Raw genomic sequence first — 22723 nt, 5'->3', positions numbered from 1 at the left:
TAAAGAATTGCGTGCCCTGGTGGTGGAATTGGTAGACACAAGGGATTTAAAATCCCTCGACGTTCGCGTTGTGCCGGTTCAAGTCCGGCCCGGGGCACCATCTACAAGTCTTTATCTCGATAAAGCAAATGCGACACTAGCTCAGCTGGTAGAGCGCAACCTTGCCAAGGTTGAGGTCACGAGTTCGAACCTCGTGTGTCGCTCCAATTTGAAAAGGCTCATCAGAAATGATGAGCCTTTTTCGCATCTGATACACACTAAAGCTATTTGAGACACCAGGTCACGAGTTGACCCCGTGTACCTAGCCGGCCGCGTCGCTCCAATTTGAAAAGGCTCATCAGAAATGATGAGCCTTTTTCGCATCTGAAACACACTAAAGCTATTTGAGACACCAGGTCACGAGTTGACCCCGCAGCCAAGCTTCATCTCTATATCAAAACCTCCGTTATCAAATACGTATATATCACTCAGTTTTTAAAAGCAAGATTCCCTATGAACTCGTTCCTCGCTCTAGGGAATGACGGAAAGGTACAATGGCTCAAAGCTTCTCTAGCAACGTTTATAACCCCTCACCGTCATCCTCGGGCGCGAGGAACGAGCGAGCCGGGGATCTACTTACTTTCTGTTGATTAGTTTCAGCTTAATCTATTGCATCAGATAGTTTCTTGAATAAGGCAATACAATGACATGTTGTAGGGGATTCTCTATGAGCTCGTTTCTCGCGCTATGGAATGACGAAGGAGGTTGCGGCTTATAATCAAGTCGTTGCTTGAGTCTAACTATATAAAAACCGTCTCAAAGAGACTCCCTATGAACTCGTTCTAGTACTAGGGAATGACGTGATGCGGGCAGATGATGCACTTTTCACTCCCTTATCGTGTACTGAACTTTGCTGGTTTCAGTGTAAGGTTCGGTATGAGGTCGCCTATGGTTCTAAGGTTAGCTTTAAACTCTCACCAGTAACATTTGTATACCTACACCGTCATCCTCGGGCGTGGAGGGACGAACGAACCGGGGATCTCGCTTTTAAACTTATATTGGCGATATTTAAAGCAATTTGTCACTCACTGCGCGTATTAATTAAGCGGTTATCAAAAACTATTGATCGTTCGTTTCAATTTATGTTACTTTCCCGCGCAATCTCGGAACGGCCGATGTTCAAAAAGAGCCGCGATTGCTTTCTGGGGGATACGCGTAATGACCATTCTTGCTGATTGGGACATTACGTAGGGTAGGTATCGGCTAGTCCTTTAGCTGATAGACGGGATACTTATGGCGCAGTTTGCCATGCTAATGGGAAACCCAACATTGAACATACTAACTACAACATTGCTAATCAGCTCTGCATTTCCAAAGGGATCAGCTCCTCATAGCTGCCCGATCCTGCAAAAATGTCCAATTCTTCAAAACAGTAGTATTACTGAACCTTGAGCTCACGCTAACAATTTCTCGCTGTCTTAAGATGGCCTAATTTCGTATTCGTCGTTTGACTTATGCGGGCGTACAGCTATATCTCATTTCTAGACAATATGCGTATTTTACTCTGAACTCTTGTTAATCAAGAGGGCTGGTGTGTATTTGCGTTTACTGGAGGTGAGTATGAACATATTCAAGGGAATTTTTATGACTACCGCCTTTGAAGTCGATATCAACACTATCGCAAACTCATTTTCAACTATGGTTCCTATCGTAGAGGGAACTTATGACCTAACACTTGATGCTATTTTGCTTGAGCAAGAGCAGCATGAGTCGGATGTTCGTTCATATCCAAGACGCCTACCGATTGCTATTAAACGAGCATGTGGCGCCTTAGTTGAAGATACACGTGGACAACTATTTTTAGATTGCTTAGCCGGCGCTGGCACACTCTCTTTGGGCTACAACCACCCTGAGATCAACCAAGCACTGAAAGACCAACTGGATTCAGGTTTGCCGTACCAAACTCTTGATATCACGACTCAAGCAAAAGAGACGTTTATCAAGCGAGTTAAAGCTTTTCTTCCTCAAGACTTTTCAGATAACTCGGTTCTTCAATTCTGTGGCCCTTCAGGCGCGGATGCGGTGGAAGCGGCAATCAAACTAGCGAAGCAAACCACTGGTCGCAATACCATGTTTGCTTTCCGTGGTGCTTATCATGGTATGACTAATGGCACCATGGGCATGATGGGCAACTTAGGCACAAAAGAACGTCGTAGTGGCTTGATGTCTGATGTGCACTTTATGCCTTTCCCATACAACCTTCGCTGCCCGTTTGGTATTGGTGGTGAAGCAGGTGCTAACGCAAGCATTCGTTACATCGAACGTATGTTGAACGATGACGAATCTGGCATCATGAAACCGGCTGCGATGATCGTTGAGCCTGTACAAGGTGAGGGCGGTGTGATTCCTGCTCCTGCGTCTTGGTTGCAAGGCTTACGTCGCATCTGTGATGAGCACGGTATCCTACTGATTTTTGATGAAATCCAGTGTGGTGTTGGTAAAACAGGTCATCGATTTGCGTTTGAAGAGTCAGGCGTTACCCCTGATATCTTGTGCCTGTCTAAAGCGATTGGTGGCGGACTGCCAATGTCGCTGCTTGTATTCGATAAGAGCATCGATACATGGAAAGCGGGTGAGCACACGGGTACTTTCCGTGGTAACCAACTAGCAATGGTATCTGGCGCTAAAGCTCTTGAAATCATCGAGCGAGATGGCTTGGTTGAGCATGCGAACATTGCAGGCCAATACCTACGTCACGGATTAGAGAAGATTCAATCTCGCGTTAACTGTATTGCCGAAGTTCGTGGTAAAGGTCTAATGCTTGGCGCTGAGATCAAGCAGCCAAACGGTGAACTCAATAAATTTGGTGAGCCGAAATCAGACGGTGAACTCACCCTAGCGATTCAACGGGCAGCATTAGAGCGTGGTTTGATGGTCGAGAAGGGCGGGCGCGATGGCTCCGTGATTCGCTTCCTACCACCGATGATTATCTCTTTCGAGCAGATTGACTTTGCACTGCGCGTGATGGAAGAAGCCATCATCGCTGCTGGCGGAGGTGTGCAAGAAGATCAAGCTTCAACTGAACAAGCAAGCCAAGAGTGGAACAAGCACTTCATTCACACAGGCCTAGGCGGTAGTGACGAATTCGCTAACGTGATGAACCAAACCACTCAAGCAATGAAAGCGGTTTTTGAGCAGGTTGAAACGCCGTACTCAGGTCTAGAACCAAAAGTGCTAGAGTCTGCTATCAAGGCTGTCGATCTAGACAACAACCAACACGCTTTGGTTGACGTTGTAGATAGCACTGCAGATCTTGTCGCTGCAAACTCCATCTTCGTGCAACACCCAGATTGTATCGCACACCTTCATACGCCTCCTCTTATGGCATCAGTAGCAGCGGAATCAATCATCGCAGCTCTGAATCAATCAATGGACTCATGGGACCAAGCATCGGCTGCTACGTATGTTGAGCAGCGCGTAGTTGATTGGATGTGTGACAAGTACCAACTTGGTGAACAAGCGGACGGTGTTTTCACCAGTGGTGGCACGCAAAGTAACCTAATGGGCTTATTGCTAGCGAGAGACTGGGTTGCGGATAAACACAATGGTCACTCAATCCAAAAGTTAGGTTTACCAGATTACGCGAGCAAGCTTCGTATCTTGTGTTCAAACAAATCCCACTTCACGGTTCAAAAGTCCGCTTCATTGCTTGGTTTAGGCGAGAACGCGGTGTGTTGTGTTGAAACAAACGCTAATGGCACCATCAAACCTGATTTGTTGGATGCAGAAATAAAAGTGCTTAAAGCTCAAGGGCTGATTCCTTTTGCTTTAGTTGGTACGGCAGGGACAACCGATCACGGTGCTATCGACAACCTTGATGCGATTGCAGACATCGCAAGCCAACAAGGCCTTTGGTTCCATGTAGACAGTGCTTACGGTGGCGCGCTTATCTTGAGTAGCCACAAGGCTCGCTTACAAGGCATCGAAAAAGCGGACTCTGTGAGTGTCGATTTCCACAAGCTTTTCTACCAAACAATCAGCTGCGGCGCGGTGTTGTTGAAAGACAAAGCGAACTTTAAGTACCTTCTGCATCACGCAGATTACCTAAACCGCGAACACGATGAACTGCCAAATCTAGTCGATAAGTCTATTGCGACCACCAAGCGTTTCGATGCATTGAAAGTCTTCATGACGATGCAAAGTGTCGGTCCAAAGCAACTGGGTGATATGTACGACCATCTTCTTGAGCAAACGCTAGAAGTGGCAGACCTGATTCAAAACCAAGCTGACTTAGAGCTACTCGCGGAGCCGTCACTATCAACAGTGCTGTTCCGATCTAAGCCGTCAGCAAACGGCGAGCTAGATTTAGACAAATTGAATCAAACGCTAAGACTGGAAGCGCTGACTCGTGGTGTTGCAGTACTCGGTGAAACGGTCGTGGATGGTAAGAGTGCGCTTAAATTCACTATCTTGAATCCGTGCCTAAAGATATCAGATTTCAAATCTCTAATTAACAAAATTCAAACTCTAGCCACTGAGCTAGCAGAACAACAAGGGTAATTAATACTATGGCTATTCTACAAATTGGTGCAGGTGGCGTTGGTTGGGTTGTTGCACATAAAGCAGCACAAAATAACGAAGTACTGGGTGATATCACAATTGCTTCTCGTACAATCGCGAAGTGTGAAAAAATCATCGAATCGATCAAAGGTAAAAACAACCTTAAAGATTCAACTAAAAAACTAGAAGCTCGCGCAGTAAACGCTGACGATGTTGATGCTCTTGTTGCGTTGATTAACGAAGTGAAACCAGACCTAGTCATCAACGCTGGTCCTCCTTGGGTAAACATGGCGATCATGGAAGCGTGTTACCAAGCAAAAGTATCTTACCTAGATACATCGGTAGCGGTTGACCTATGTTCTGAGGGCCAACAAGTACCACAAGCTTACGATTGGCAGTGGGGCTACCGTGAGAAGTTTGCTGAAGCAGGCATCACAGGTATTCTTGGTGCGGGTTTCGATCCTGGTGTGGTTTCAGTATTTGCAGCGCACGCGGTTAAGCACCTGTTTGATGAGATCGATACGATCGACGTGATGGACGTAAACGCAGGCGATCACGGTAAGAAGTTTGCGACAAACTTTGACCCAGAAACCAACATGCTTGAGATTCAAGGTGACTCTTTCTACTGGGAAAATGAAGAGTGGAAACAAGTTCCTTGTCACTCTCGTATGCTTGAATTTGATTTCCCTAACTGTGGCACTCACAAAGTGTACTCAATGGCGCACGATGAAGTTCGTTCAATGAAGGAATTCATCCCAGCTAAGCGCATCGAGTTCTGGATGGGCTTTGGTGACAAGTACCTAAACTACTTCAACTGCATGCGTGATATCGGCCTTCTGAGCCCAGAACCGCTAACATTGCATGACGGCACTGTGGTTCAGCCTCTACACGTTCTTAAAGCACTACTGCCAGATCCAACATCTTTGGCTCCGGGTTACACAGGTTTAACGTGTATCGGTACTTGGGTGCAAGGTAAGAAAGATGGCAAAGAGCGCAGCGTGTTCATCTACAATAACGCAGACCACGAAGTGGCTTACGAAGACGTAGAACACCAAGCGATTTCTTACACAACGGGTGTTCCAGCTATTACGGCTGCACTTCAGTTCTTCCGTGGTGAATGGGCTGACAAAGGCGTGTTCAACATGGAACAGCTAAACCCAGACCCGTTCCTAGCAACCATGCCTGAAATCGGTCTAGATTGGCATGTTCAAGAGCTAGAGCCGAAAGCCAGTTTACCTCTGATCCACAAATTGAAGTAATACATAGTAGGTTCTTACCACGCTCTGAATTATTGGGGGAATGACGAAGGTGATGGTTACTTTTTCCGTGAGATGACTAAGAGCATCGTCATTCCCTATAGAGAGGGACGAGCGTAATCGGGAATCTTGATTGCTGTCGATCTCTATTGAACGATAGGTGGCTTTGAGAGATCCCCAACTCGCTCATTCTTCCCTCTTGGGGATGACGGAGAGTGTATTTACTCCGTTAGAGGATGACGAAAGGTGATTATTTTCTCTAGTATTTGATGAAGATGATATTTACTTCATCTAATCGGTAATGCAGAAATCGTCATTCCCTAAAGCGAGGGACGAGTGTAATAGGGAATCTCTAATACACTTAAAGACTTCCTATACAATTACTTATATCGAGCCGATGCTGTTGCATCGGCTTTGTTCGATTATCATGTGCCTTCGTGAACTCGAGGGCCGCAAGGTATTAACATGCAAAACAACGAACTAAAAACGCCGTATTTCATGATCAACGAAGATAAGTTGATTGCGAACTTAGAGAAAGCCAAGCAACTGAAAGAGATTTCAGGTGTAAAACTGGTATTGGCACTGAAGTGTTTCTCGACATGGGGTGTGTTTGACATCATCAAGCCTTACCTGGATGGCACGACAAGCTCTGGCCCATACGAGGTGAAACTTGGCTACGAAACCTTTGGCGGTGAAACGCATGCTTACAGTGTGGGTTACAGCGAAGACGACGTGAGAGAAGTGGCTGACATCTGCGACAAGATGATCTTCAATTCGCAAAGCCAATTCGAAGCGTACCGTCATATTGTTGAAGGTAAAGCGTCACTAGGTTTACGTTTAAATCCGGGTGTGAGCTATGCAGGGCAAGACTTGGCAAACCCAGCGCGTCAATTCTCGCGTTTAGGTGTTCAAGCTGACCATATCAAGCCTGAAATCTTTGATGAGATTAATGGCGTGATGTTCCACATGAACTGTGAGAACAAAGATGTCGATGCCTTTATTGGATTGCTTGATTCAATCTCAGAACAGTTTGGCGTGCACCTAGATAAGCTAGATTGGGTGAGCATGGGCGGCGGTGTGTTCTTTACATGGCCGGGTTATGACATCGAGAAACTGGGGCTTGCGCTGAAAGCCTTCTCTGAAAAGCACGGTGTGCAGATGTACCTTGAGCCGGGTGAAGCGATCATCACGAAAACAACAGACTTGGTTGTGACAGTGGTGGATATTGTTGAGAACGTGAAGAAAACGGCTATTGTGGATTCAGCAACTGAAGCCCACCGTCTTGATACGCTTATTTACAATGAACCAGCATCGGTATTAGAAGCGTCTGAAAACGGCAGCCATGACTACGTGATTGGTTCGTGTTCATGCCTTGCGGGCGATCAGTTCTGCGAAACAAGCTTTGATGAGCCACTGCAGATTGGTCAAAAACTTCACTTGTTGGATAGCGCAGGTTACACCATGGTGAAGCTCAACTGGTTCAACGGACTGAAGATGCCATCAATCTATTGTGAGCGCAGCAATGGCGAAGTACAAAAGCTGAATGAGTTTGGCTATCAAGACTTTAAACGCTCATTGTCTCAATGGTCAATTAACTAACTGACTGACAAGTCGAGCGTAATAAAAAGAGCAGCTAGTGAGCTGCTCTTTTTGATTACTTGTACCGTAGAAGCTAGTTAAATGTTTTCACTAATCGAACAAGAGGGTGTGGAATATCATCTGGGTCGGTAATGACTTCTAAAGCTTCTTCAAAATCAATAATTAAACCATCATAATTGCTGTTTATCTTATGAGCGTCAGGTGTGTTAGTCCAATATGGTTCATTGGTTGTGGTTGGGAAGTACGTCAGGTTTATTGCTGGTCTAGTACAGCTATAGTCAACGATTGAACTTAACTCTTTGATGTTAGGTAACCGAAAACCAGCCTGGCCTGCAATAGTGGTCAAATCTGCATCTTTGGTTGCGATGAGCGCATCCTGCCAATTCTGATATTTAATCGCGGTACCATCACATGTGTCATTGGATTGATTGTAGGTTTCACCTAGGTTGCATTTTGACCAAAGCAAATTAGTCGTTACGTCGAGTAATGTACCATCTTTACGATCAATAAATTGCCCGTCTTGGTGAGAGGGCGTTTGAGTTTGCACGCAGGTTTGTGCGATGGTATTTACACTTAGCAAAGAGGCAGTTACACCTAAGAATAGTTTTAGTCTCATTATTCAATACCCCCACTTACCGCCACAATACCTGTCGAACCTGCAATGTTTTTGTTACATAGCTCAAGTTCACCACTTTGAGAGTCGATACATCTAGCACTACCATCTTGCTTAACAGAACTTGAATGTGTGAAGAGTCGCTCTCCTAGGTTAGGAAAGAAATCAATGGCGCCAGCAGGAACGCTGCCGACATTGAAGTTAATAAATGAGCGGGCTTCAACAGGGGATGGTAATCGCCAATCTGTAATACCGCAAATTGAGCGACTGTTTAGGCTATCAATATAGCTAGCTGTATTACAGTAGTTGCTCCCTGAACCATCATTAATGTAAGCGCATTGAGAAGATATCGGGCCTGCGCTATACAAGAGATCATTGGGTGCGCCAGCGTAGCCACCATTTGTTGTATTGTCAGAGTCGTACCAAGTATATGTGTATGATGCGCTTCTCCAAGAGCTTGACTGGCTATCCCACGGGTAAGGGTTGGCGTCAGGGGCGTCTTTGTGGTTCTTGACCCAGGTATCTACCTCTGATTGACTGGGTAGTGCTATCGGAGCTTGTTTCGCTTCAATATATAATCCGGTATGTTCGTCTCTAACGCAGCGCCAATCAGTAGCACTAGGTGTTAGACGGTTTCCGTGAGCATCTAACTTGGTGTAGCGGAAGCCATACTCTCCATCCGAATGTTCGTCTCCATTTGTTACATCTAAACCAAAATCTGCATCTTGATTTGGGTGTGACGCTGGAGGAGTAACGCTGTCGTAGTCTGTACCATCAAAATAAGTGACATACCCAGTATCATTGAAGTTTTTCTGCCCAGGAATATAAAATGCGAGAGTGTTTTTATTTGAATTGATAGTCGCGTTACCAACGGAAGCTATCGTGTAGATTACTGACTCACCACCTTCATCGAAGCTATCATCACGAGCAGTAAATGTGATATTCGTTGATAGAGTTTCTGCTGGCAGTTTAAGAGCTAAACCTGATATATCTACAATGAAGTCCTCGGGTGCGGCAATACCATTTTGAGTTAGGGTAAGGGTTACATCTTGAGATGTATAATGACTCAAAACTGCTTGTTGAACAATACTGTCGCCCTCTACAACGGTTCTTAAGTCGTTACTAAAACTAACCGTTGGCTGTGTATCGCTATCATCAATGGTTACTACTGTTCGCTCGTTTGACAGTGTGTAATTTGTATTGTTGTCAACACTAATAGAGTAATGAAGTGTTTTGTTACCCTCGTACAAATTATTGTTTACCAGATTTAGCGGCAGATCAGCGCTGGTTGCACCTGCCGAAATTTTGACGTTTTGACTGGAGATAGCATCGTAGTTTTTAAAGGTACCATCAGAGCGAGTTGTTACATCGCTTGTCGAGATTGTTAAGGTCAGATCTTCAGGTAAGGCTTCGGAAAGAGAAACAGTAATTGATTGTGTACTAGAGCCAGATGATGGCTCTGAAAATGAAATCGAGTTAGGTACGCTGATTTCAACTACTGATGGTGTAGAACCTGGGTCGGTTGTATTTTCATCATTATTTTCATGACCACTTTTGCATCCGCTAAACAGTGTCGCAAGAAGGACTACTGAGATGGCATTAAATTGCCAACTCGACCTTTTTCTTTCCATGTATAAACCTAAGTGACTAAATTATAAAAGATAATCTATGGTAACAAAAATATGAGAACAATGCTTGGTTTCATATGTCTTGCTTATGTATTTTTTAGGTTTTATACGTTTTTTTTGTAAGCCATGTAAGGAGGGAGGAAGTATCCTCCCAACGATAGGGTATCGTTAGGAGGTTAGTTCAACTAGCTCTCGACCATCACTCGAGTATCTTCACTGAGAGTTTCTAGTTCATTGATAACATCATCGATTTGAACTTCGATTGGTAGCTTAACCGCGATTTTAGAAGTGAATAGGCTTGAACTGACACCGCCACCACCGGCAATAAATACGCGCTGGCAATCCATGTCGAGAATATTGATACCTTGTCTATCGAGTACATGTGTCACTTCATTGACGATACCGGCGCGATCGTTAGAATCGAGTCTCAGATGGTGAATGGTATCTTGAACATTATGTGCATGGTCTGAATCAACGAACTGGACAATCAGGTCCGGGTTAGCGCTGAATGCCTCTTTAACAATCGATTCATTGATGGCTGGAAGTTGAACCTTAAGTACGCCTGCAACTTGGTCTTCAATAAAGTTCACTTTACTGATGAGCCATTTGCCGTCGTTCTCATGAGTCACTGCAGCGAGTTGTTTAATGGTCGCAGGCGACGCTTTTCCGATAAAGTTTACGATAAATGTACTGTTCATATCAGCCCCCAAAGTTTCAATTAATCATTGCTAATTAAATGTTTGATATTAAGCGATAAAGTTCGTTAATTTCAGTGTAGAAGTTTATATCGAACAATGTTTGACCTGTGTCAATTTTTGAAACTAAGCTGTGATGCAAAAAAAGAGAATGAAGAGTAGGGCACAAAAAAAGCGGCTAGAGAGCCGCTTTTTAGAAAAGTTTTGGTTATTGCCGAAAGTAATCAGGTCGCTGTATTAGAAGGTTACTTTAAAGTTCATACCAACAAACTGAGAATCGTATGGCGCGCCAGCATCGTAAGCGAAGCGAGCTGCGTCTTGATTATCCCACCAAGGGTTAGTATTCAGGTTAACTTCTGCGTCACCACCCCAAGCATCACTTACCCAATAGTGGATATGACCGACAGGGTTTAGGAAAAATAGAGACACGTCACCCATGGTTTGAGAACCCATCACTTCACCGCCTGAAGCAATGATGTCTTGCTCGGTTTCTAGCATTATTTCACCCACAACCGCACCGAAGAAAGGTGTGATGAAAAGGTCTTGCCATGAAGGTACTTCAGCAAATGCTTCTACGCCGTATTCCCAGAAGAAGGTCGACATCGTCCAAGAGTACATAAACGATTCAAACTCGTTGTAACCCGCGTGACGTGCAGCTGTGTAGTAAACACCACCAAAATACGGGTGCATCACATAGTTTAGGAAGTGTTCATCACGGTCCCACACTGGGCCTTCAGAAACGTTATCTTTCCACTTTTGACCTAACTTACTTAAGTCGCGTTGGTCGTCGTCCCATTTAGTGATACTTTCTGGTAAGAAGGTCATTAAACCAACGGTTGCAACACTTAAGCCAAGAATCGTGTAAGTTTGACCCATTAGGTAATCCCAATCTTTCTCTTCGCTAACCAAAAGGTGCTTTGGTTGTTGGATTGAGAAATCGTACTCTTCGCTTGATTCGCTCAGTGCGTAATTGGTACTAGGCTTGTAGGTGTACAAGCTATCATTAACACAGTAATCTTGAGCACATTCATCCGAATAAGAAAGGTTGATTGGCTGGTCGAAGTCGTATTGGCTTGCAACCGAGTTAACTGACATTAGTATTGTAAATGCAGCAGTAACCTTTGCTAGTAACGGTGATTTGGCCACAAGGGTCTCCATGAGAAAGTTTAGAATTGATCAGGGTCACAATTATCCATTAAATGCCTGATTTAGGGAACTAATAATTTATCGCTTTTCCTAAGAAAACCTTAGATTTAACATTATTAATATTTGTTAAAAAGCCAAATAGCTCAAACTCAAACATAGACCAGTTTGTAGATAATGCAGCGTCTTTTTATGACTACAAGGGATAGAAACATGACGAAAATCGCAATGTTAAGTACAGGTGAAGAAGTTCTTCACGGAGACATTGTAGACACGAACGCGGCTTGGATGTCTGCTGAGTTTTACCAGCACGGTTTTGCTTTGGCTAAACGCTCCACAGTCGGTGACCAAATGAATGCCTTGGTTGAAGAGTTGCTGATGCTAAGCTTTAACTATGATGTGGTTATCGTTAATGGTGGCTTAGGCCCGACAACCGATGATATGAGTGCTGCGGCAGCTGCGACTGCGTCAGAACAGAAATTAGTCATGTTCCCTGAGTGGCTATCGCGTATGGAAGAGATGTTTTCTGGACGCGGTATGCCGATGCCAGACAGCAACCTAAAACAAGCCTTATTGCCAGCAAGTTCAGAAATCGTCGATAACCCTGTCGGAACAGCATGTGGCTTCAAACTTAAGATTAACGATGCGACTTTCTATTTCACTCCGGGCGTACCGAGTGAGTTTAAGCGCATGGTGAGCTTTGAAATTATCCCTGATCTTGCTCGCACTTATCCTCAAGTAGTCGCTTCTGAATGCAGCAGGTTATTTACCTTTGGTTTGTCTGAATCCGGCATTTCTGATGTGTTAGACCAACTGAAACTGCCGGAAGGTTATGAGCTGGGTTACCGCTCTTATCTGCCGTTCATTGAAGTGAAACTGTTTGGGCCTAAGTCAGATTTAGAAACTCGCGTTAAGCTACTGCAAATGGTGTACAAGCTGTTAGAGAGCAACGTTGTCAGTGTTGATGAGCCTATGATCGACCATATCGGTCATATTATGGCGGAAAGAAAGAAGACCTTGTCGGTATCGGAAGTATCAACCAAAGGTGCGCTTTCGGCTTGGCTACAATCGAATGAACAGGTTGAAGATTGCTTCGGTCACTCTTGGGTGATGGCGGAGCCAAAAGAGAGTGAGCTTGAAAAGAACGACCCACTAGCAGCAACGTTTGCTCTGGCTGGCGCGACAAGAGAAAAGTGCGGCACGGAATTGGCCTTGGTGACGGGCAAGTTAGACGGCAATACATTCAGTATCGCGTTATCGAGCGAAGCGGGTGAGTGGGGACAAGTGCTAGAGTTTTATCGCCAATACAATCGTGAAGATGCACGTACCATTATCAAAACCGTAGCGGCAGATATGCTGAGAAGACACTTAGATAGCAAACCTATGTTTGGTGACTATTCTTCACTAAAACGCGTGAAGGATATGTTTATCCCTTCAGCTATCATCAAGTAAGCAGCTCTTGTCACTCACCAAGTTCTCTTGAATCAAGACCTCTTGAACTAAGGTTAAGACAGAACAAATAAAAAGGCCCCACATCCATATGGTTGTGGGGCCTTTTGTTTATCTAGCCTTCTAGATAAGCCAACAAGTGGCGAATAGCTTTGTAGCTAGCACTTAAACTGAGTAAGTGATTACAAACCGCTTGTCATATGTAGGCTGTAGAACAAGCCACGGCCGATTAGTTCTGACGCTAGGAATAGTACTAATGCTAGGCCTAGATTGACTGGGTTCACTTTTGCTTTATTAAGCATAGGTAGAATCCAAATCAGTAAGCTTGCCATTAGTAATGCAACTTGAAGGGTCACATAGCTGCCTAAACCGTCAATCAACTCTGAAGCTTTTGCTACTGACGTTTGGATGTCACCGATTAGATTCAGTTTACCGACTGTCACAAGCAAACTGATCGCAATGGCAATCACAGCCAGCATGGTGATGTTACGGTCAACCGTAAAGCGACTGTCGTTAGCAAATACAATCACGAACTGAGACAGCAGCAAGCCACCTACAACCATAGTCATAACGAAGCTCAGTGGTGTGTAGATGTTGTCCCATGTTGGTACTGTGTTGATCATGTATACGTTGATCATCGCGTACATGAAGATGACACCCAGCACCATAGCGCCAACCATCAGTGCTTTCTGGATAGCCATGCCACCTTTCTTAACCACAGACAGTAGCCACTGTAGACCGCCAACTGCGAAGAATGCCGCACCGAAGAACACTTCGTTAGACAGCCAAGCCGAGCCTAGTTGGTTAAAGGCATTAAACGCACGCAGTGGAGAGCCGAGGTGCGTTGTCGAGAACATAAAACCAAGCCCCATTAATGCCCACAGAATGAACATTGGAACTTTGTAGCTGTTTAGTTTCTCTTCGTCATAACCAAGCACCAGTGCACGAGCACCAATAAGCAGGTAGCCACCGACAGCGGTTTGAGCCAGTACCGTAAAGAAGATCAAAGACCACTCATGAAAAATCATCTTACACCTCCTTCGGGTTTGCTAGGTGACCACTGGTATCGCCAGTTGGCTTCGCGTTTTTGTTCAGCTTGATCACGATGTTTGGCAGTGTTTCGGTTGAAGATGGCAGTGGCGCCACATCTGCACCAGAGCCGTACTTCTCACGAAGCGTATTGATTTCGCCAAACTCCAATGCACGAAGTGGACAAGACTCAACACAGATAGGTTGTTTGCCTTCAGAAACACGTTGGTAACAACCATCGCATTTGGTCATATGACCTTTCTTAGCATTGTATTGTGGTGCGCCGTAAGGGCATGCATTGCTACAGTGCTGACAACCGATACACACACTTTCATCAACCACAACCAAGCCGTCTTCATCACGTTTGTGCATTGCGCCCGAAGGACACACTTTCACACACGCAGGGTTAGTACAGTGGTTACAAGCGACAGACAGGTAGTAAGAAAAAACATCTTTCTGAACCCAGGTATCGCCATCTTGAGTGAAGCCACCACCTGCGTATTCGTACACGCGACGGTAGTTCGTTTTGATGTCTAGATCGTTATAATCTTTACAAGCAAGCTGACAGGTTTTACACCCCGTGCATTTACTTGAATCAATGTAAAAGCCGTATTGTTTCATTCCAACCTACCTTATGCTTTCTTTAGCGCTTTGATTTGAACTAGGTTTGTATGCTGAGGGTTACCCTTAGCAAGTGGGCTCGGGCGCTGAGTGGTCAGCACGTTGATAGAGCCTGCATGGTCAATCTTCTGACCATCGGGTGCGTACCATGCACCTTCGCCTAGCGCGACAACTCGAGGAAGAATCCTAGGTGTCACTTTCGCTGGAATGTGTACTTCGCCACGGTCGTTGAAAATACTGACCATGTCGCCGTTTTCAATACCGCGCTCTTTCGCATCGATTGGGTTGATCCACAACTCTTGCGGTGCTGCTGCTTTGATTTCTGCAACGTTGCCGTAAGTTGAGTGAGTACGAGCTTTGTAGTGGAAACCGGTTAGCTGAAGTGGGTACTTCTCTGCTAGTGGATCGTTATGACCTTCAAAAGAGTCCGCGTAAATCGGAAGTGGGTGAATCACTTCGTCTTCTTTCAGCTTCCAAGTCTTAGCAATCTCAGCCAGTTGCTCTGAGTAGATCTCGATCTTGCCACTTGGTGTGGTTAGTGGGTTCGCTTCAGGATCTTTACGGAAATCTTCGTAAGCGATGTAGTGGTGGTCGTAGCTACGCTTGTAGATACCCAGCTCTTTCATCTCTTCGAAGGTTGGCAGTGTTGGATCGTTCTTACGGGTTTCTGCGTAAAGGTGTTCAATCCATTGCTCTTGAGTTCGACCTTCAGTGAACTCTTTTTCAACGCCCATGCGTTTAGCAAGCTCAGTACACATCTCGTAGATCGATTTCGCTTCGAACTGAGGTTCAATCGCTTTCTGTGCGTAGATGAAGTAAGGCATGTTCGATGCTTTACCATCCATACACCAGTCGTCTTGCTCTGATGTGGTTAAGTCAGGCAGGATGATGTCGGCGTATTTCGCTGAAGACGTCATATGGTTATCAACCACAACAATCATTTCACATGCGCTTTCATCTTGAAGAATCGCGTGCGTTTTGTTGATGTCTGAGTGTTGGTTGATGATGCAGTTACCTGCGTAGTTCCAGATCATCTTGATTGGGTTCTTAAGGCGCTCAGCTCCGCGAACACCGTCAGTGATGTCTGTCATCTCGTGGTGACGGTGAATCGCGTCTGTCCACATGAACATTGAAATTGATGTTTCAACTGGGTTTGGCACCGTCGGGAAGCGAACAAACGGAATGTTGATGTCACTTTCACGTGCACCTGTTGAACCGCCAGACACACCGACAGAACCTGTGAGTAGCGACAGCATTGCGATTGCACGACAAGCTAGCTCACCGTTCGCAGTACGTTGTAGCCCCCAACCTTGGTGGATAGCACACGGTTTCGCTGTGCCCATTTCACGGCCAAGCTTAACGATTGTATCAACTGGAATGCCTGTGATCTTCGAAGCCCACTCTGGTGTCTTCTCTACGCCATCTTCGCCTAAACCTAGGATGTAAGATTTGTAGTCACTGTTTTTAGGCGCTGAGGCAGGAAGGGTCTTCTCATCGTAACCGACACAGTATTTGTCTAGGAACGGTTGGTCGACAAGGTCTTCAGTGATCATCACGTGTGCAAGACCCGCTACCAATGCAGCATCCGTAGAAGGACGAATTGGGATCCACTGATCTTCACGACCGCCGGCAGTATCGGTGTAGCGTGGATCGATGATGATCGTTCTAGCGTTTGATTTGTTTTTGCTTTCTACGTAGTGGTGGATCAGACCGCCGCCAGACATACGAGTCTCGGCAGGGTTGTTACCAAATTGGATGTTAAGCTTGGTGTTCTCTAAGTCAGAGAAAGAGTTGTTGTTTGCCCAACCACCGTAGGTGTAGCTCAAGCCTTTCGCGATTTGCGCTGTTGAGTAGTCACCGTAATGGTTTAGGTAACCACCACTTAGGTTCATTAGACGCGCAATCAGCGTTTGTGCTGGTGGCCAAGACTTAGTGACCGTACCACCAAGCGTACCTGTACCGTAGTTTAGGTAGATAGTGTCGTTACCGTAATCTTTGATAAGGCGTTGCATTGTGCCAGCGACTTCATCATAAGCCTCTTCCCAGCTAATACGCTTAAACTTACCTTCACCACGTTTGCCCACACGTTTCATTGGGTATTTCAGGCGATCTGGGTTGTAAACACGGCGACGCATAGAGCGACCACGTAGACACGCACGAACTTGGTGATGACCGTATTCGTCAGTACCCGTGTTGTCGGTTTCTACGTATTTGATTTCACCGTTTTGCACATGCATACGTAATGGGCAGCGAGAGCCACAGTTTACCGTACACGCACTCCATACGATTTTCTCATCCACATTCTCAGCAACTGCAGCCGCTACTGGTTTGGATTTGAAAGGTAAAGCGATACCGCCCGCAAGCGCGGCTGCACTACCTACCGCAGAAGAAGCTTTCATGAAGCCTCTTCGAGTAAGATTCATTACCCCAGATTCTTTCTTATTCGTCATTCTAAGATGCCTATTGTTATTGATGACTAGCACTTTATAGGTAGTTTTATTTTTGTCTTTTAATATATAAATGTTGATTGATTAACATCAAATAAGATCGAAATTTAGATTATTTAAATCGAATGTATAAAATAAATCAAAGAATGAAATGCATTAATTAATATAATTATCTTTAAACCTATAACGGTATAAATAATAATGATTATCGATACGCATAAATTATTGGGTTCGCTATTTTATCAAGCGACAAGTAAAGAACAGTTAATCACCATTGTCGAAGCTTTGGTTGAGAGCGAAGTGCTCTCTGAAGAATGCTTGCAGGCATTGAGAAGTGAAGACGAAGATGCACTTGCAGCAGAGTTCAGCCGCCTGTTTGAAGGCGTGGGAGACATGCCGGCGCCACCTTGGGGTTCAGTGTACCTAGATAAAGACCGCGTTGTGTTCGGCGCTTCTACTGTAGAGTATCGCCAGTTTTTAGAATTGAATCAGATTGAATTAGACACTGGGTTAAGAGAGCCGGAAGATCAATTTGGTTTAATGTTATTCGCTCATGCATATTTGTTAGAAAATAATAAAACCAATTCGGCTGGTGAATTACTTGAGGGTCACTTATTAACTTGGTCTTCTGTTTATTTAGAAAAACTAAATAAAGCATCAGAGCTATCTTTTTATAAAAAGCTATCGGTTGATGTAATAGATTGGTTTAAGTACTTAACATCTGAATATAATTTAAACGTTGCTACTAAAAAGTTATATATCGACTAATGTCTGAACAAATAAATTCAAATAGACGCGGTTTCTTAACTCGACTCTCTAAGCCGGTTAAAGCTGCGGTAAGTTATGAAGAGAAATCACAGCGCTTGCACGCTAGGCCGCCACGAGCTGTCGATGAGGTGCTGTTTGAGCGCCTCTGCGACGGTTGTGGCTTGTGTGAGCAAGCATGCCCAAATAGTGTCATTGAGATACAAGAGGGCAGTGCGCTGCTCAATTTGGATTACAACAGCTGCTCTATGTGCAACAAGTGCAGTGAAGTGTGTCCGACTGGTGCGCTTCACCCAACGGTCACGCCTTACATTGATTTAAAACCTAACTTTGCTGATAGCTGCAATAACTATATGCAAATGGATTGTCATGCCTGCCAATCTGCGTGTTCAGTGGGCGCAATACAGATTGAAGCCGGGGAGTTACCTACGGTTACTCAAGATAAGTGCAATGGCTGTGGAGAGTGTCGAAGCGCTTGTTACATCGGTTCGGTGACATTGAACCTGACTCAACAGTAAACATCTGGTTTGATGCTTGAGAACTAAAGACACGAATAGAAAAAGGGTCCGCATTCCAAGAGGAGGCGGACCCTTTTTAGTCTGTATTGCTTTGAAGTCTCTAATCTTCGCTTAACTCATTCTCTTCGGAACATAGCGTACTTAAGCCGATTGGATTAAGCGCGCTTTTGCTTGTTTCGATGAATCACGTTACTCAGCGATAGATCGGATTTCGCTTTGCAGATACAAGGCAAAATCTCGTTGCCTTGCGTGTAAGCCATAGCAAAACCAACGTACTCAACCTCACCAGAATCCAACGTACAGCGGCATGCGCCACAGTGACCGTCTCGGCAGTTGTATTCTGGTTCTAACCCAGCTTGTTCCATTGTTTCCAATAGCGTATTAGAAGGGTTAGATTCAATTGAAGTTAGCTTGTTGATTTTGATTGTTGGCATTACAGCTCAAATCCTTCAAAGTCGTCAGCTTTCACTTCGTTGTCGATCTGACCAACTAGGTAAGAACTGATTTCTGCTTCTTGCGGAGCAACTTGTACGTTATCAGAAGACAACCAAGCGTTGATCCATGGAATTGGGTTTGATGTTGCTTCTGGGTAAGCGGTACCTAGACCAACGGCCTGCATACGGATGTTGGTGATGTACTCAACGTATTGGCAAAGAATGTCTTTGTTCAGGCCAATCATAGAGCCGTCTTTGAATAGGTATTCTGCCCACTCTTTTTCTTGCTCAGCTGCTTGCTTGAATAGGTCGAAACACTCTTGCTTACACTCTTCAGCGATTTGCATGAATGCGAAGTCGTCTTGACCGTTACGTAGCAAGTTGATCATGTGCTGAGTACCAGTCAGGTGAAGCGCTTCATCACGAGCGATCAGCTTGATGATTTTTGCGTTACCTTCCATTAGCTCACGCTCAGCGAATGCAAATGAACATGCGAAACTCACGTAGAAACGGATTGCTTCTAGTGCGTTTACCGACATTAGACATAGGTAAAGTTTCTTCTTCAGGTCGTGAAGAGAAACCTTAACGTCTTCGCCGTTGATGTTGTGGTTGCCTTCGCCGTAACGATGGTAATCAGCGGTTAGCTTAATTAGGTCGTCGTAGTAGAACGCGATGTCTTTAGCACGCTTTAGGATCTCTTCGTTTTCAACGATGTCGTCAAATACTAGACCTGGATCGTTAACGATGTTACGAATGATGTGCGTGTAAGAACGAGAGTGAATCGTTTCAGAGAAAGACCAAGTCTCAATCCAAGTTTCAACTTCTGGTAGTGATACTAGCGGAAGTAGGGCAACGTTCGGGCTACGGCCTTGGATAGAATCCAGCAGTGTTTGGTACTTCAGGTTAGAGATGAAGATGTGCTTTTCATGCTCAGGAAGTTTGTTGTAGTCGATACGGTCGCTAGACACGTCTACTTCTTCTGGACGCCAGAAGAAAGAAAGTTGCTTCTCGATAAGCTTTTCGAAGATTTCGAATTTTTGTTGGTCGTAACGTGCAACGTTAACCGACTGACCTAGGAACATTGGTTCTTTTAGCTGGTCATTTTTTTTCTGAGAAAAAGTACTGTAAGCCATAAATGCCTCAAATCCTTTAAAGACTCGTTATAAAACGAACCCTGTTAATGCTTTAAACCCAGAGAAGATAACTTCTCTGGGGTCTTAATGTTTTACTGCGGTTTAGATCTTACAACCGCCGCCTTCACAATCTTCTTCCGGCACTGTTACTGCGTCGCCTTGGTCGTCTTTTGCACCATCACGAGTGTTATGGTAGTAAAGCGTCTTAACACCAAACTTGTATGCAGTTAGTAGGTCTTGAAGCAGCTTCTTCATTGGTACTTTACCGCTGTCGTAAACACTTGGATCATAGTTAGTGTTTGCAGAGATAGCTTGGTCAACGAATTTTTGCATGATACCCACTAGGTGTAGGTAACCGTCGTTAGAACCAATGTTCCAAAGTAGCTCGTAGTTCTCTTTAAGATTTAGGAAATCTGGAACCACTTGCTTCAGGATGCCGTCTTTCGATGCTTTCACTGATACGTAACCACGTGGTGGCTCGATACCGTTAGTCGCGTTCGAGATTTGAGACGAAGTCTCAGAAGGCATAAGCGCAGTTAGCGTAGAGTTACGCAGACCGTGCTCCATGATCTCTTCACGTAGCGCATCCCAATCGTAGTGCAGAGGCTCATCACATACTAAGTCGATATCTTTCTTGTAAGTATCGATTGGCAGTAGGCCTTTCGCGTAGTTAGTCTCGTGGAAAGATGGGCAACGACCTTGCTCTTTCGCTAGTTCAACAGACGCTTTTAGTAGGTGGTATTGAATCGCTTCAAAAGTACGGTGAGTCAGGCCATTTGCGCTGCCGTCAGAGTACTTCACACCATTCTTCGCTAGGTAGTATGCGTAGTTGATAACACCTACACCTAGAGTACGACGGTTCATTGTCGATTTGTATGCTGCTGGAAGCGGGTAGTCTTGGTAATCAAGAAGTGCGTCTAGAGCACGAACAACCAGTTCAGAAAGCTCTGCTAGGTCATCCAGTTCGTTGATTGCGCCAAGGTTAAATGCTGAAAGCGTACATAGTGCAATTTCGCCTTCGTCATCTTCTACGTTAGAAAGCGGCTTAGTTGGCAGCGCAATTTCTAGACATAGGTTTGACTGGCGAACAGGAGCAACTTCAGAGTCGAACGGGCTGTGTGTATTACAGTGGTCAACGTTCTGAATGTAGATACGACCAGTAGAAGCACGCTCTTGCATTAGTAGAGAGAATAGCTCTACTGCTTTTACTGTTTCACGCTTGATTGACGGATCGTTTTCGTACTTAACGTACAGCTCTTCAAAGCGTTCTTGGTTTTCGAAGAACGCGTCGTATAGGCCAGGTACGTCAGAAGGTGAGAACAGGCTGATGTTGCCACCTTGAACTAGACGAGAGTACATAAGCTTGTTCAGCTGTACGCCGTAATCCATGTGACGAACACGGTTCTCTTCAACACCACGGTTGTTTTTCAGTACTAGTAGAGACTGAACTTCGCCGTGCCATAGTGGGTAGAATACCGTTGCCGCACCACCACGAACACCACCTTGAGAACAACATTTTACTGCTGTTTGGAAGTATTTGTAGAAAGGGATACAGCCAGTGTGGAACGCTTCACCATTACGGATTTCAGAACCAAGCGCACGGATACGACCTGCGTTGATACCAATACCAGCACGTTGAGATACGTAACGAACAATTGAGCTTGCTGTTGCGTTGATAGAATCAAGGCTGTCACCACACTCGATCAGTACACAAGAACTGAATTGACGAGTAGGAGTACGTACACCAGACATGATCGGTGTAGGTAGAGAAATCTTAAACGTAGACGATGCGTCGTAGAAACGTTTGATGTAGTCAAGACGAGTCGATTTCGGGTATTTAGCGAATAGACATGCAGCAACTAGAATGTAAAGGAACTGAGCACTCTCGTAGATTTCTTTCGTTACACGGTTTTGTACGAAGTATTTACCTTCAAGCTGTTTAACCGCTGCGTAAGAAAAATCTAAGTCACGCTTATGGTCGATGTACGAGTCAAGTTCGTCGAACTCAGCCTTCGTGTAGTCTTCCATTAGGTGGCTATCGTATTTACCCATATCAACCAGTTTTGCAACGTGGTCGTAAAGTGCAGGTGGCTCGTATTCGCCGTACGCTTTCTTACGTAGGTGGAATACTGACAGACGTGCAGCAAGATATTGGTAATCTGGAGTCTCTTCAGAGATTAGATCCGCTGCTGACTTGATGATTGTCTCATGGATATCAGTAGTGGTAATGCCATCGTAAAACTGAATGTGAGCTTTCAATTCTACTTGTGATACTGAAACATTGTGCAAGCCTTCTGCTGCCCATGTAATCACGCGATGGATTTTTTCTAAATCGATCGTTTCTTTGCGCCCGTTACGCTTAGTAACAGTAAGTTGTTGGTTCATTCTGCTTAATTTCCCTAACAAAACTGAACAAGGCCGTGTTTTTGTCTATTTCTGTGTAATTTTTGTAAATTACGTTTCGGCTTTGTGATCTTGGTCTACCCATATATTGTAGTTCAAACACAACATATAGGGGTCATTTGTTTGTTGGGTTACAAGATAGTGCTACAACTGACATTTTTCAAGGTAAAGAAATTGGGTTGCTTGTGGATAAGTGGTGGATTGAAAAAAAACTGTAAGTGACCACTAACTGATGAGGTTAGATGTCACTTGATTGTATAAAACTCGCCTTTTAAGGATGCTTTATTTTTGCACGCTGATAAAAAAAAATACCTTGATCTTTGGGCAAAATGAGCGATGGATTTTCGGCGATTAAATTTAAATCGAGGTGGTTAAAATGGAAGCTGGCGCACGAAATTTAGACTGAAAAAAGTCGCAAACTTATGTTAATTGCAACTCTTTTCATTAGTCT

Annotated in this window: 16 protein-coding genes and 2 tRNA genes; 8 read left to right on the top strand and 10 right to left on the bottom strand. The window is 44.7% G+C overall.

The genetic code is table 11. The features are described from left to right. Nucleotides 1-13 precede the first annotated feature (13 nt). From F0251_RS19530 to nspC, 5 genes are all read left to right on the top strand, one after another. A tRNA-Leu gene (locus F0251_RS19530) sits at nucleotides 14-100 on the top strand. 30 nt (nucleotides 101-130) lie between these two features. Next, nucleotides 131-206: transfer RNA gene (locus F0251_RS19525), tRNA-Gly, on the top strand. 1393 nt (nucleotides 207-1599) lie between these two features. Further along, the gene (locus F0251_RS19520) at nucleotides 1600-4539 is read left to right on the top strand and encodes a pyridoxal phosphate-dependent class III aminotransferase (RefSeq protein ID WP_171731635.1); all 2940 of its coding nucleotides are present in this window, start codon (nucleotides 1600-1602) and stop codon (nucleotides 4537-4539) included. 8 nt (nucleotides 4540-4547) lie between these two features. Beyond that, nucleotides 4548-5798: a carboxynorspermidine synthase gene (locus F0251_RS19515; RefSeq protein WP_061032802.1), complete on the top strand. Its 1251-nt coding sequence runs from the start codon at nucleotides 4548-4550 to the stop codon at nucleotides 5796-5798. 462 nt (nucleotides 5799-6260) lie between these two features. Then, the gene (gene nspC, locus F0251_RS19510; RefSeq protein ID WP_061032801.1) at nucleotides 6261-7394 is read left to right on the top strand and encodes a carboxynorspermidine decarboxylase; all 1134 of its coding nucleotides are present in this window, start codon (nucleotides 6261-6263) and stop codon (nucleotides 7392-7394) included. 73 nt (nucleotides 7395-7467) lie between these two features. Here nspC and F0251_RS19505 read toward each other — a convergent pair whose 3' ends face one another. The 4 genes from F0251_RS19505 to F0251_RS19490 all read right to left on the bottom strand — a co-directional run bounded on the left by F0251_RS19505 (nucleotide 7468) and on the right by F0251_RS19490 (nucleotide 11476). Then, the gene (locus F0251_RS19505; RefSeq protein WP_061032800.1) at nucleotides 7468-8010 is read right to left on the bottom strand and encodes a DUF1566 domain-containing protein; all 543 of its coding nucleotides are present in this window, start codon (nucleotides 8008-8010) and stop codon (nucleotides 7468-7470) included. Continuing rightward, entirely contained in the window at nucleotides 8010-9638 is a 1629-nt protein-coding gene (locus F0251_RS19500) for a DUF1566 domain-containing protein (RefSeq protein WP_061032799.1), read from the bottom strand. Before F0251_RS19500 ends, F0251_RS19505 begins: the two co-directional genes overlap by 1 nt. Before the next feature lie 182 nt (nucleotides 9639-9820). Next, nucleotides 9821-10333 (bottom strand): glycine cleavage system protein R, encoded by a 513-nt coding sequence (locus F0251_RS19495; RefSeq protein ID WP_061032798.1) that lies wholly within the window; start codon nucleotides 10331-10333, stop codon nucleotides 9821-9823. Between the two features lie 234 nt (nucleotides 10334-10567). Continuing rightward, complete coding sequence (locus F0251_RS19490; protein ID WP_171731634.1) at nucleotides 10568-11476, bottom strand: DUF3943 domain-containing protein; 909 nt, start codon at nucleotides 11474-11476, stop codon at nucleotides 10568-10570. Nucleotides 11477-11686: 210 nt separating this feature from the next. Here F0251_RS19490 and F0251_RS19485 point away from each other — a divergent pair, with 210 nt between their 5' ends. Beyond that, nucleotides 11687-12925 carry a CinA family nicotinamide mononucleotide deamidase-related protein gene (locus F0251_RS19485; RefSeq protein WP_061032797.1) on the top strand — a complete coding sequence of 413 codons (1239 nt, stop codon included), beginning with the start codon at nucleotides 11687-11689 and terminating at the stop codon, nucleotides 12923-12925. A gap of 179 nt (nucleotides 12926-13104) precedes the next feature. Here the strand turns inward: F0251_RS19485 and F0251_RS19480 are convergent, their stop codons facing one another. From F0251_RS19480 to F0251_RS19470, 3 genes are read right to left on the bottom strand one after another with little or no spacing between them, the layout of a single operon-like run. Continuing rightward, nucleotides 13105-13950: a DmsC/YnfH family molybdoenzyme membrane anchor subunit gene (locus tag F0251_RS19480; RefSeq protein WP_061032796.1), complete on the bottom strand. Its 846-nt coding sequence runs from the start codon at nucleotides 13948-13950 to the stop codon at nucleotides 13105-13107. 1 nt (nucleotide 13951) lies between these two features. Beyond that, a complete protein-coding gene (locus F0251_RS19475) occupies nucleotides 13952-14572 on the bottom strand; it encodes a DMSO/selenate family reductase complex B subunit (protein WP_061032795.1) in 621 nt (206 codons plus the stop codon). Between the two features lie 11 nt (nucleotides 14573-14583). Beyond that, nucleotides 14584-17022: a DmsA/YnfE/YnfF family dimethyl sulfoxide reductase gene (locus tag F0251_RS19470; RefSeq protein ID WP_061032794.1), complete on the bottom strand. Its 2439-nt coding sequence runs from the start codon at nucleotides 17020-17022 to the stop codon at nucleotides 14584-14586. A gap of 198 nt (nucleotides 17023-17220) precedes the next feature. Between F0251_RS19470 and F0251_RS19465 the strand changes: the two genes are divergently transcribed. Together F0251_RS19465 and napF are read left to right on the top strand one after the other, a co-directional pair. Beyond that, entirely contained in the window at nucleotides 17221-17787 is a 567-nt protein-coding gene (locus tag F0251_RS19465; RefSeq protein WP_061032793.1) for a molecular chaperone, read from the top strand. Continuing rightward, complete coding sequence (gene napF / locus F0251_RS19460; RefSeq protein ID WP_171731633.1) at nucleotides 17787-18302, top strand: ferredoxin-type protein NapF; 516 nt, start codon at nucleotides 17787-17789, stop codon at nucleotides 18300-18302. The genes F0251_RS19465 and napF overlap by 1 nt, the downstream gene beginning before the upstream one ends. A gap of 155 nt (nucleotides 18303-18457) precedes the next feature. Here the strand turns inward: napF and yfaE are convergent, their stop codons facing one another. The 3 genes from yfaE to nrdA all read right to left on the bottom strand — a co-directional run bounded on the left by yfaE (nucleotide 18458) and on the right by nrdA (nucleotide 22254). After that, nucleotides 18458-18736, bottom strand: a complete 279-nt coding sequence (gene yfaE, locus F0251_RS19455; RefSeq protein WP_008222053.1) for a class I ribonucleotide reductase maintenance protein YfaE — start codon at nucleotides 18734-18736, stop codon at nucleotides 18458-18460. Further along, nucleotides 18736-19869, bottom strand: a complete 1134-nt coding sequence (nrdB, locus tag F0251_RS19450; protein WP_061032791.1) for a class Ia ribonucleoside-diphosphate reductase subunit beta — start codon at nucleotides 19867-19869, stop codon at nucleotides 18736-18738. The genes yfaE and nrdB overlap by 1 nt, the downstream gene beginning before the upstream one ends. A 102-nt stretch (nucleotides 19870-19971) precedes the next feature. Further along, nucleotides 19972-22254 carry a class 1a ribonucleoside-diphosphate reductase subunit alpha gene (nrdA, locus tag F0251_RS19445; RefSeq protein WP_008222047.1) on the bottom strand — a complete coding sequence of 761 codons (2283 nt, stop codon included), beginning with the start codon at nucleotides 22252-22254 and terminating at the stop codon, nucleotides 19972-19974. Nucleotides 22255-22723 lie beyond the last annotated feature (469 nt).

Source organism: Vibrio sp. 070316B (genome assembly GCF_013114115.1).
Lineage (GTDB): Bacteria > Pseudomonadota > Gammaproteobacteria > Enterobacterales > Vibrionaceae > Vibrio > Vibrio chagasii_B.
The sequence above is the reverse complement of the archived record's forward strand: the minus strand, read 5'-3'. Positions and strand labels throughout refer to the sequence as shown.

What these genes read in the sequence shown, in the direction of transcription:
- F0251_RS19520 (WP_171731635.1), top strand. Translation starts at nt 1,600, where the DNA reads ATGAACATATTCAAGGGAATTTTTATGACTACCGCCTTTGAAGTCGAT.
- F0251_RS19465 (WP_061032793.1), top strand. Translation starts at nt 17,221, where the DNA reads ATGATTATCGATACGCATAAATTATTGGGTTCGCTATTTTATCAAGCG.
- nspC (WP_061032801.1), top strand. Translation starts at nt 6,261, where the DNA reads ATGCAAAACAACGAACTAAAAACGCCGTATTTCATGATCAACGAAGAT.
- napF (WP_171731633.1), top strand. Translation starts at nt 17,787, where the DNA reads ATGTCTGAACAAATAAATTCAAATAGACGCGGTTTCTTAACTCGACTC.
- nrdB (WP_061032791.1), bottom strand. Translation starts at nt 19,869, where the DNA reads ATGGCTTACAGTACTTTTTCTCAGAAAAAAAATGACCAGCTAAAAGAA.
- F0251_RS19515 (WP_061032802.1), top strand. Translation starts at nt 4,548, where the DNA reads ATGGCTATTCTACAAATTGGTGCAGGTGGCGTTGGTTGGGTTGTTGCA.
- F0251_RS19470 (WP_061032794.1), bottom strand. Translation starts at nt 17,022, where the DNA reads ATGACGAATAAGAAAGAATCTGGGGTAATGAATCTTACTCGAAGAGGC.
- F0251_RS19495 (WP_061032798.1), bottom strand. Translation starts at nt 10,333, where the DNA reads ATGAACAGTACATTTATCGTAAACTTTATCGGAAAAGCGTCGCCTGCG.
- F0251_RS19505 (WP_061032800.1), bottom strand. Translation starts at nt 8,010, where the DNA reads ATGAGACTAAAACTATTCTTAGGTGTAACTGCCTCTTTGCTAAGTGTA.
- F0251_RS19500 (WP_061032799.1), bottom strand. Translation starts at nt 9,638, where the DNA reads ATGGAAAGAAAAAGGTCGAGTTGGCAATTTAATGCCATCTCAGTAGTC.
- F0251_RS19475 (WP_061032795.1), bottom strand. Translation starts at nt 14,572, where the DNA reads ATGAAACAATACGGCTTTTACATTGATTCAAGTAAATGCACGGGGTGT.
- F0251_RS19480 (WP_061032796.1), bottom strand. Translation starts at nt 13,950, where the DNA reads ATGATTTTTCATGAGTGGTCTTTGATCTTCTTTACGGTACTGGCTCAA.
- nrdA (WP_008222047.1), bottom strand. Translation starts at nt 22,254, where the DNA reads ATGAACCAACAACTTACTGTTACTAAGCGTAACGGGCGCAAAGAAACG.
- F0251_RS19485 (WP_061032797.1), top strand. Translation starts at nt 11,687, where the DNA reads ATGACGAAAATCGCAATGTTAAGTACAGGTGAAGAAGTTCTTCACGGA.
- yfaE (WP_008222053.1), bottom strand. Translation starts at nt 18,736, where the DNA reads ATGCCAACAATCAAAATCAACAAGCTAACTTCAATTGAATCTAACCCT.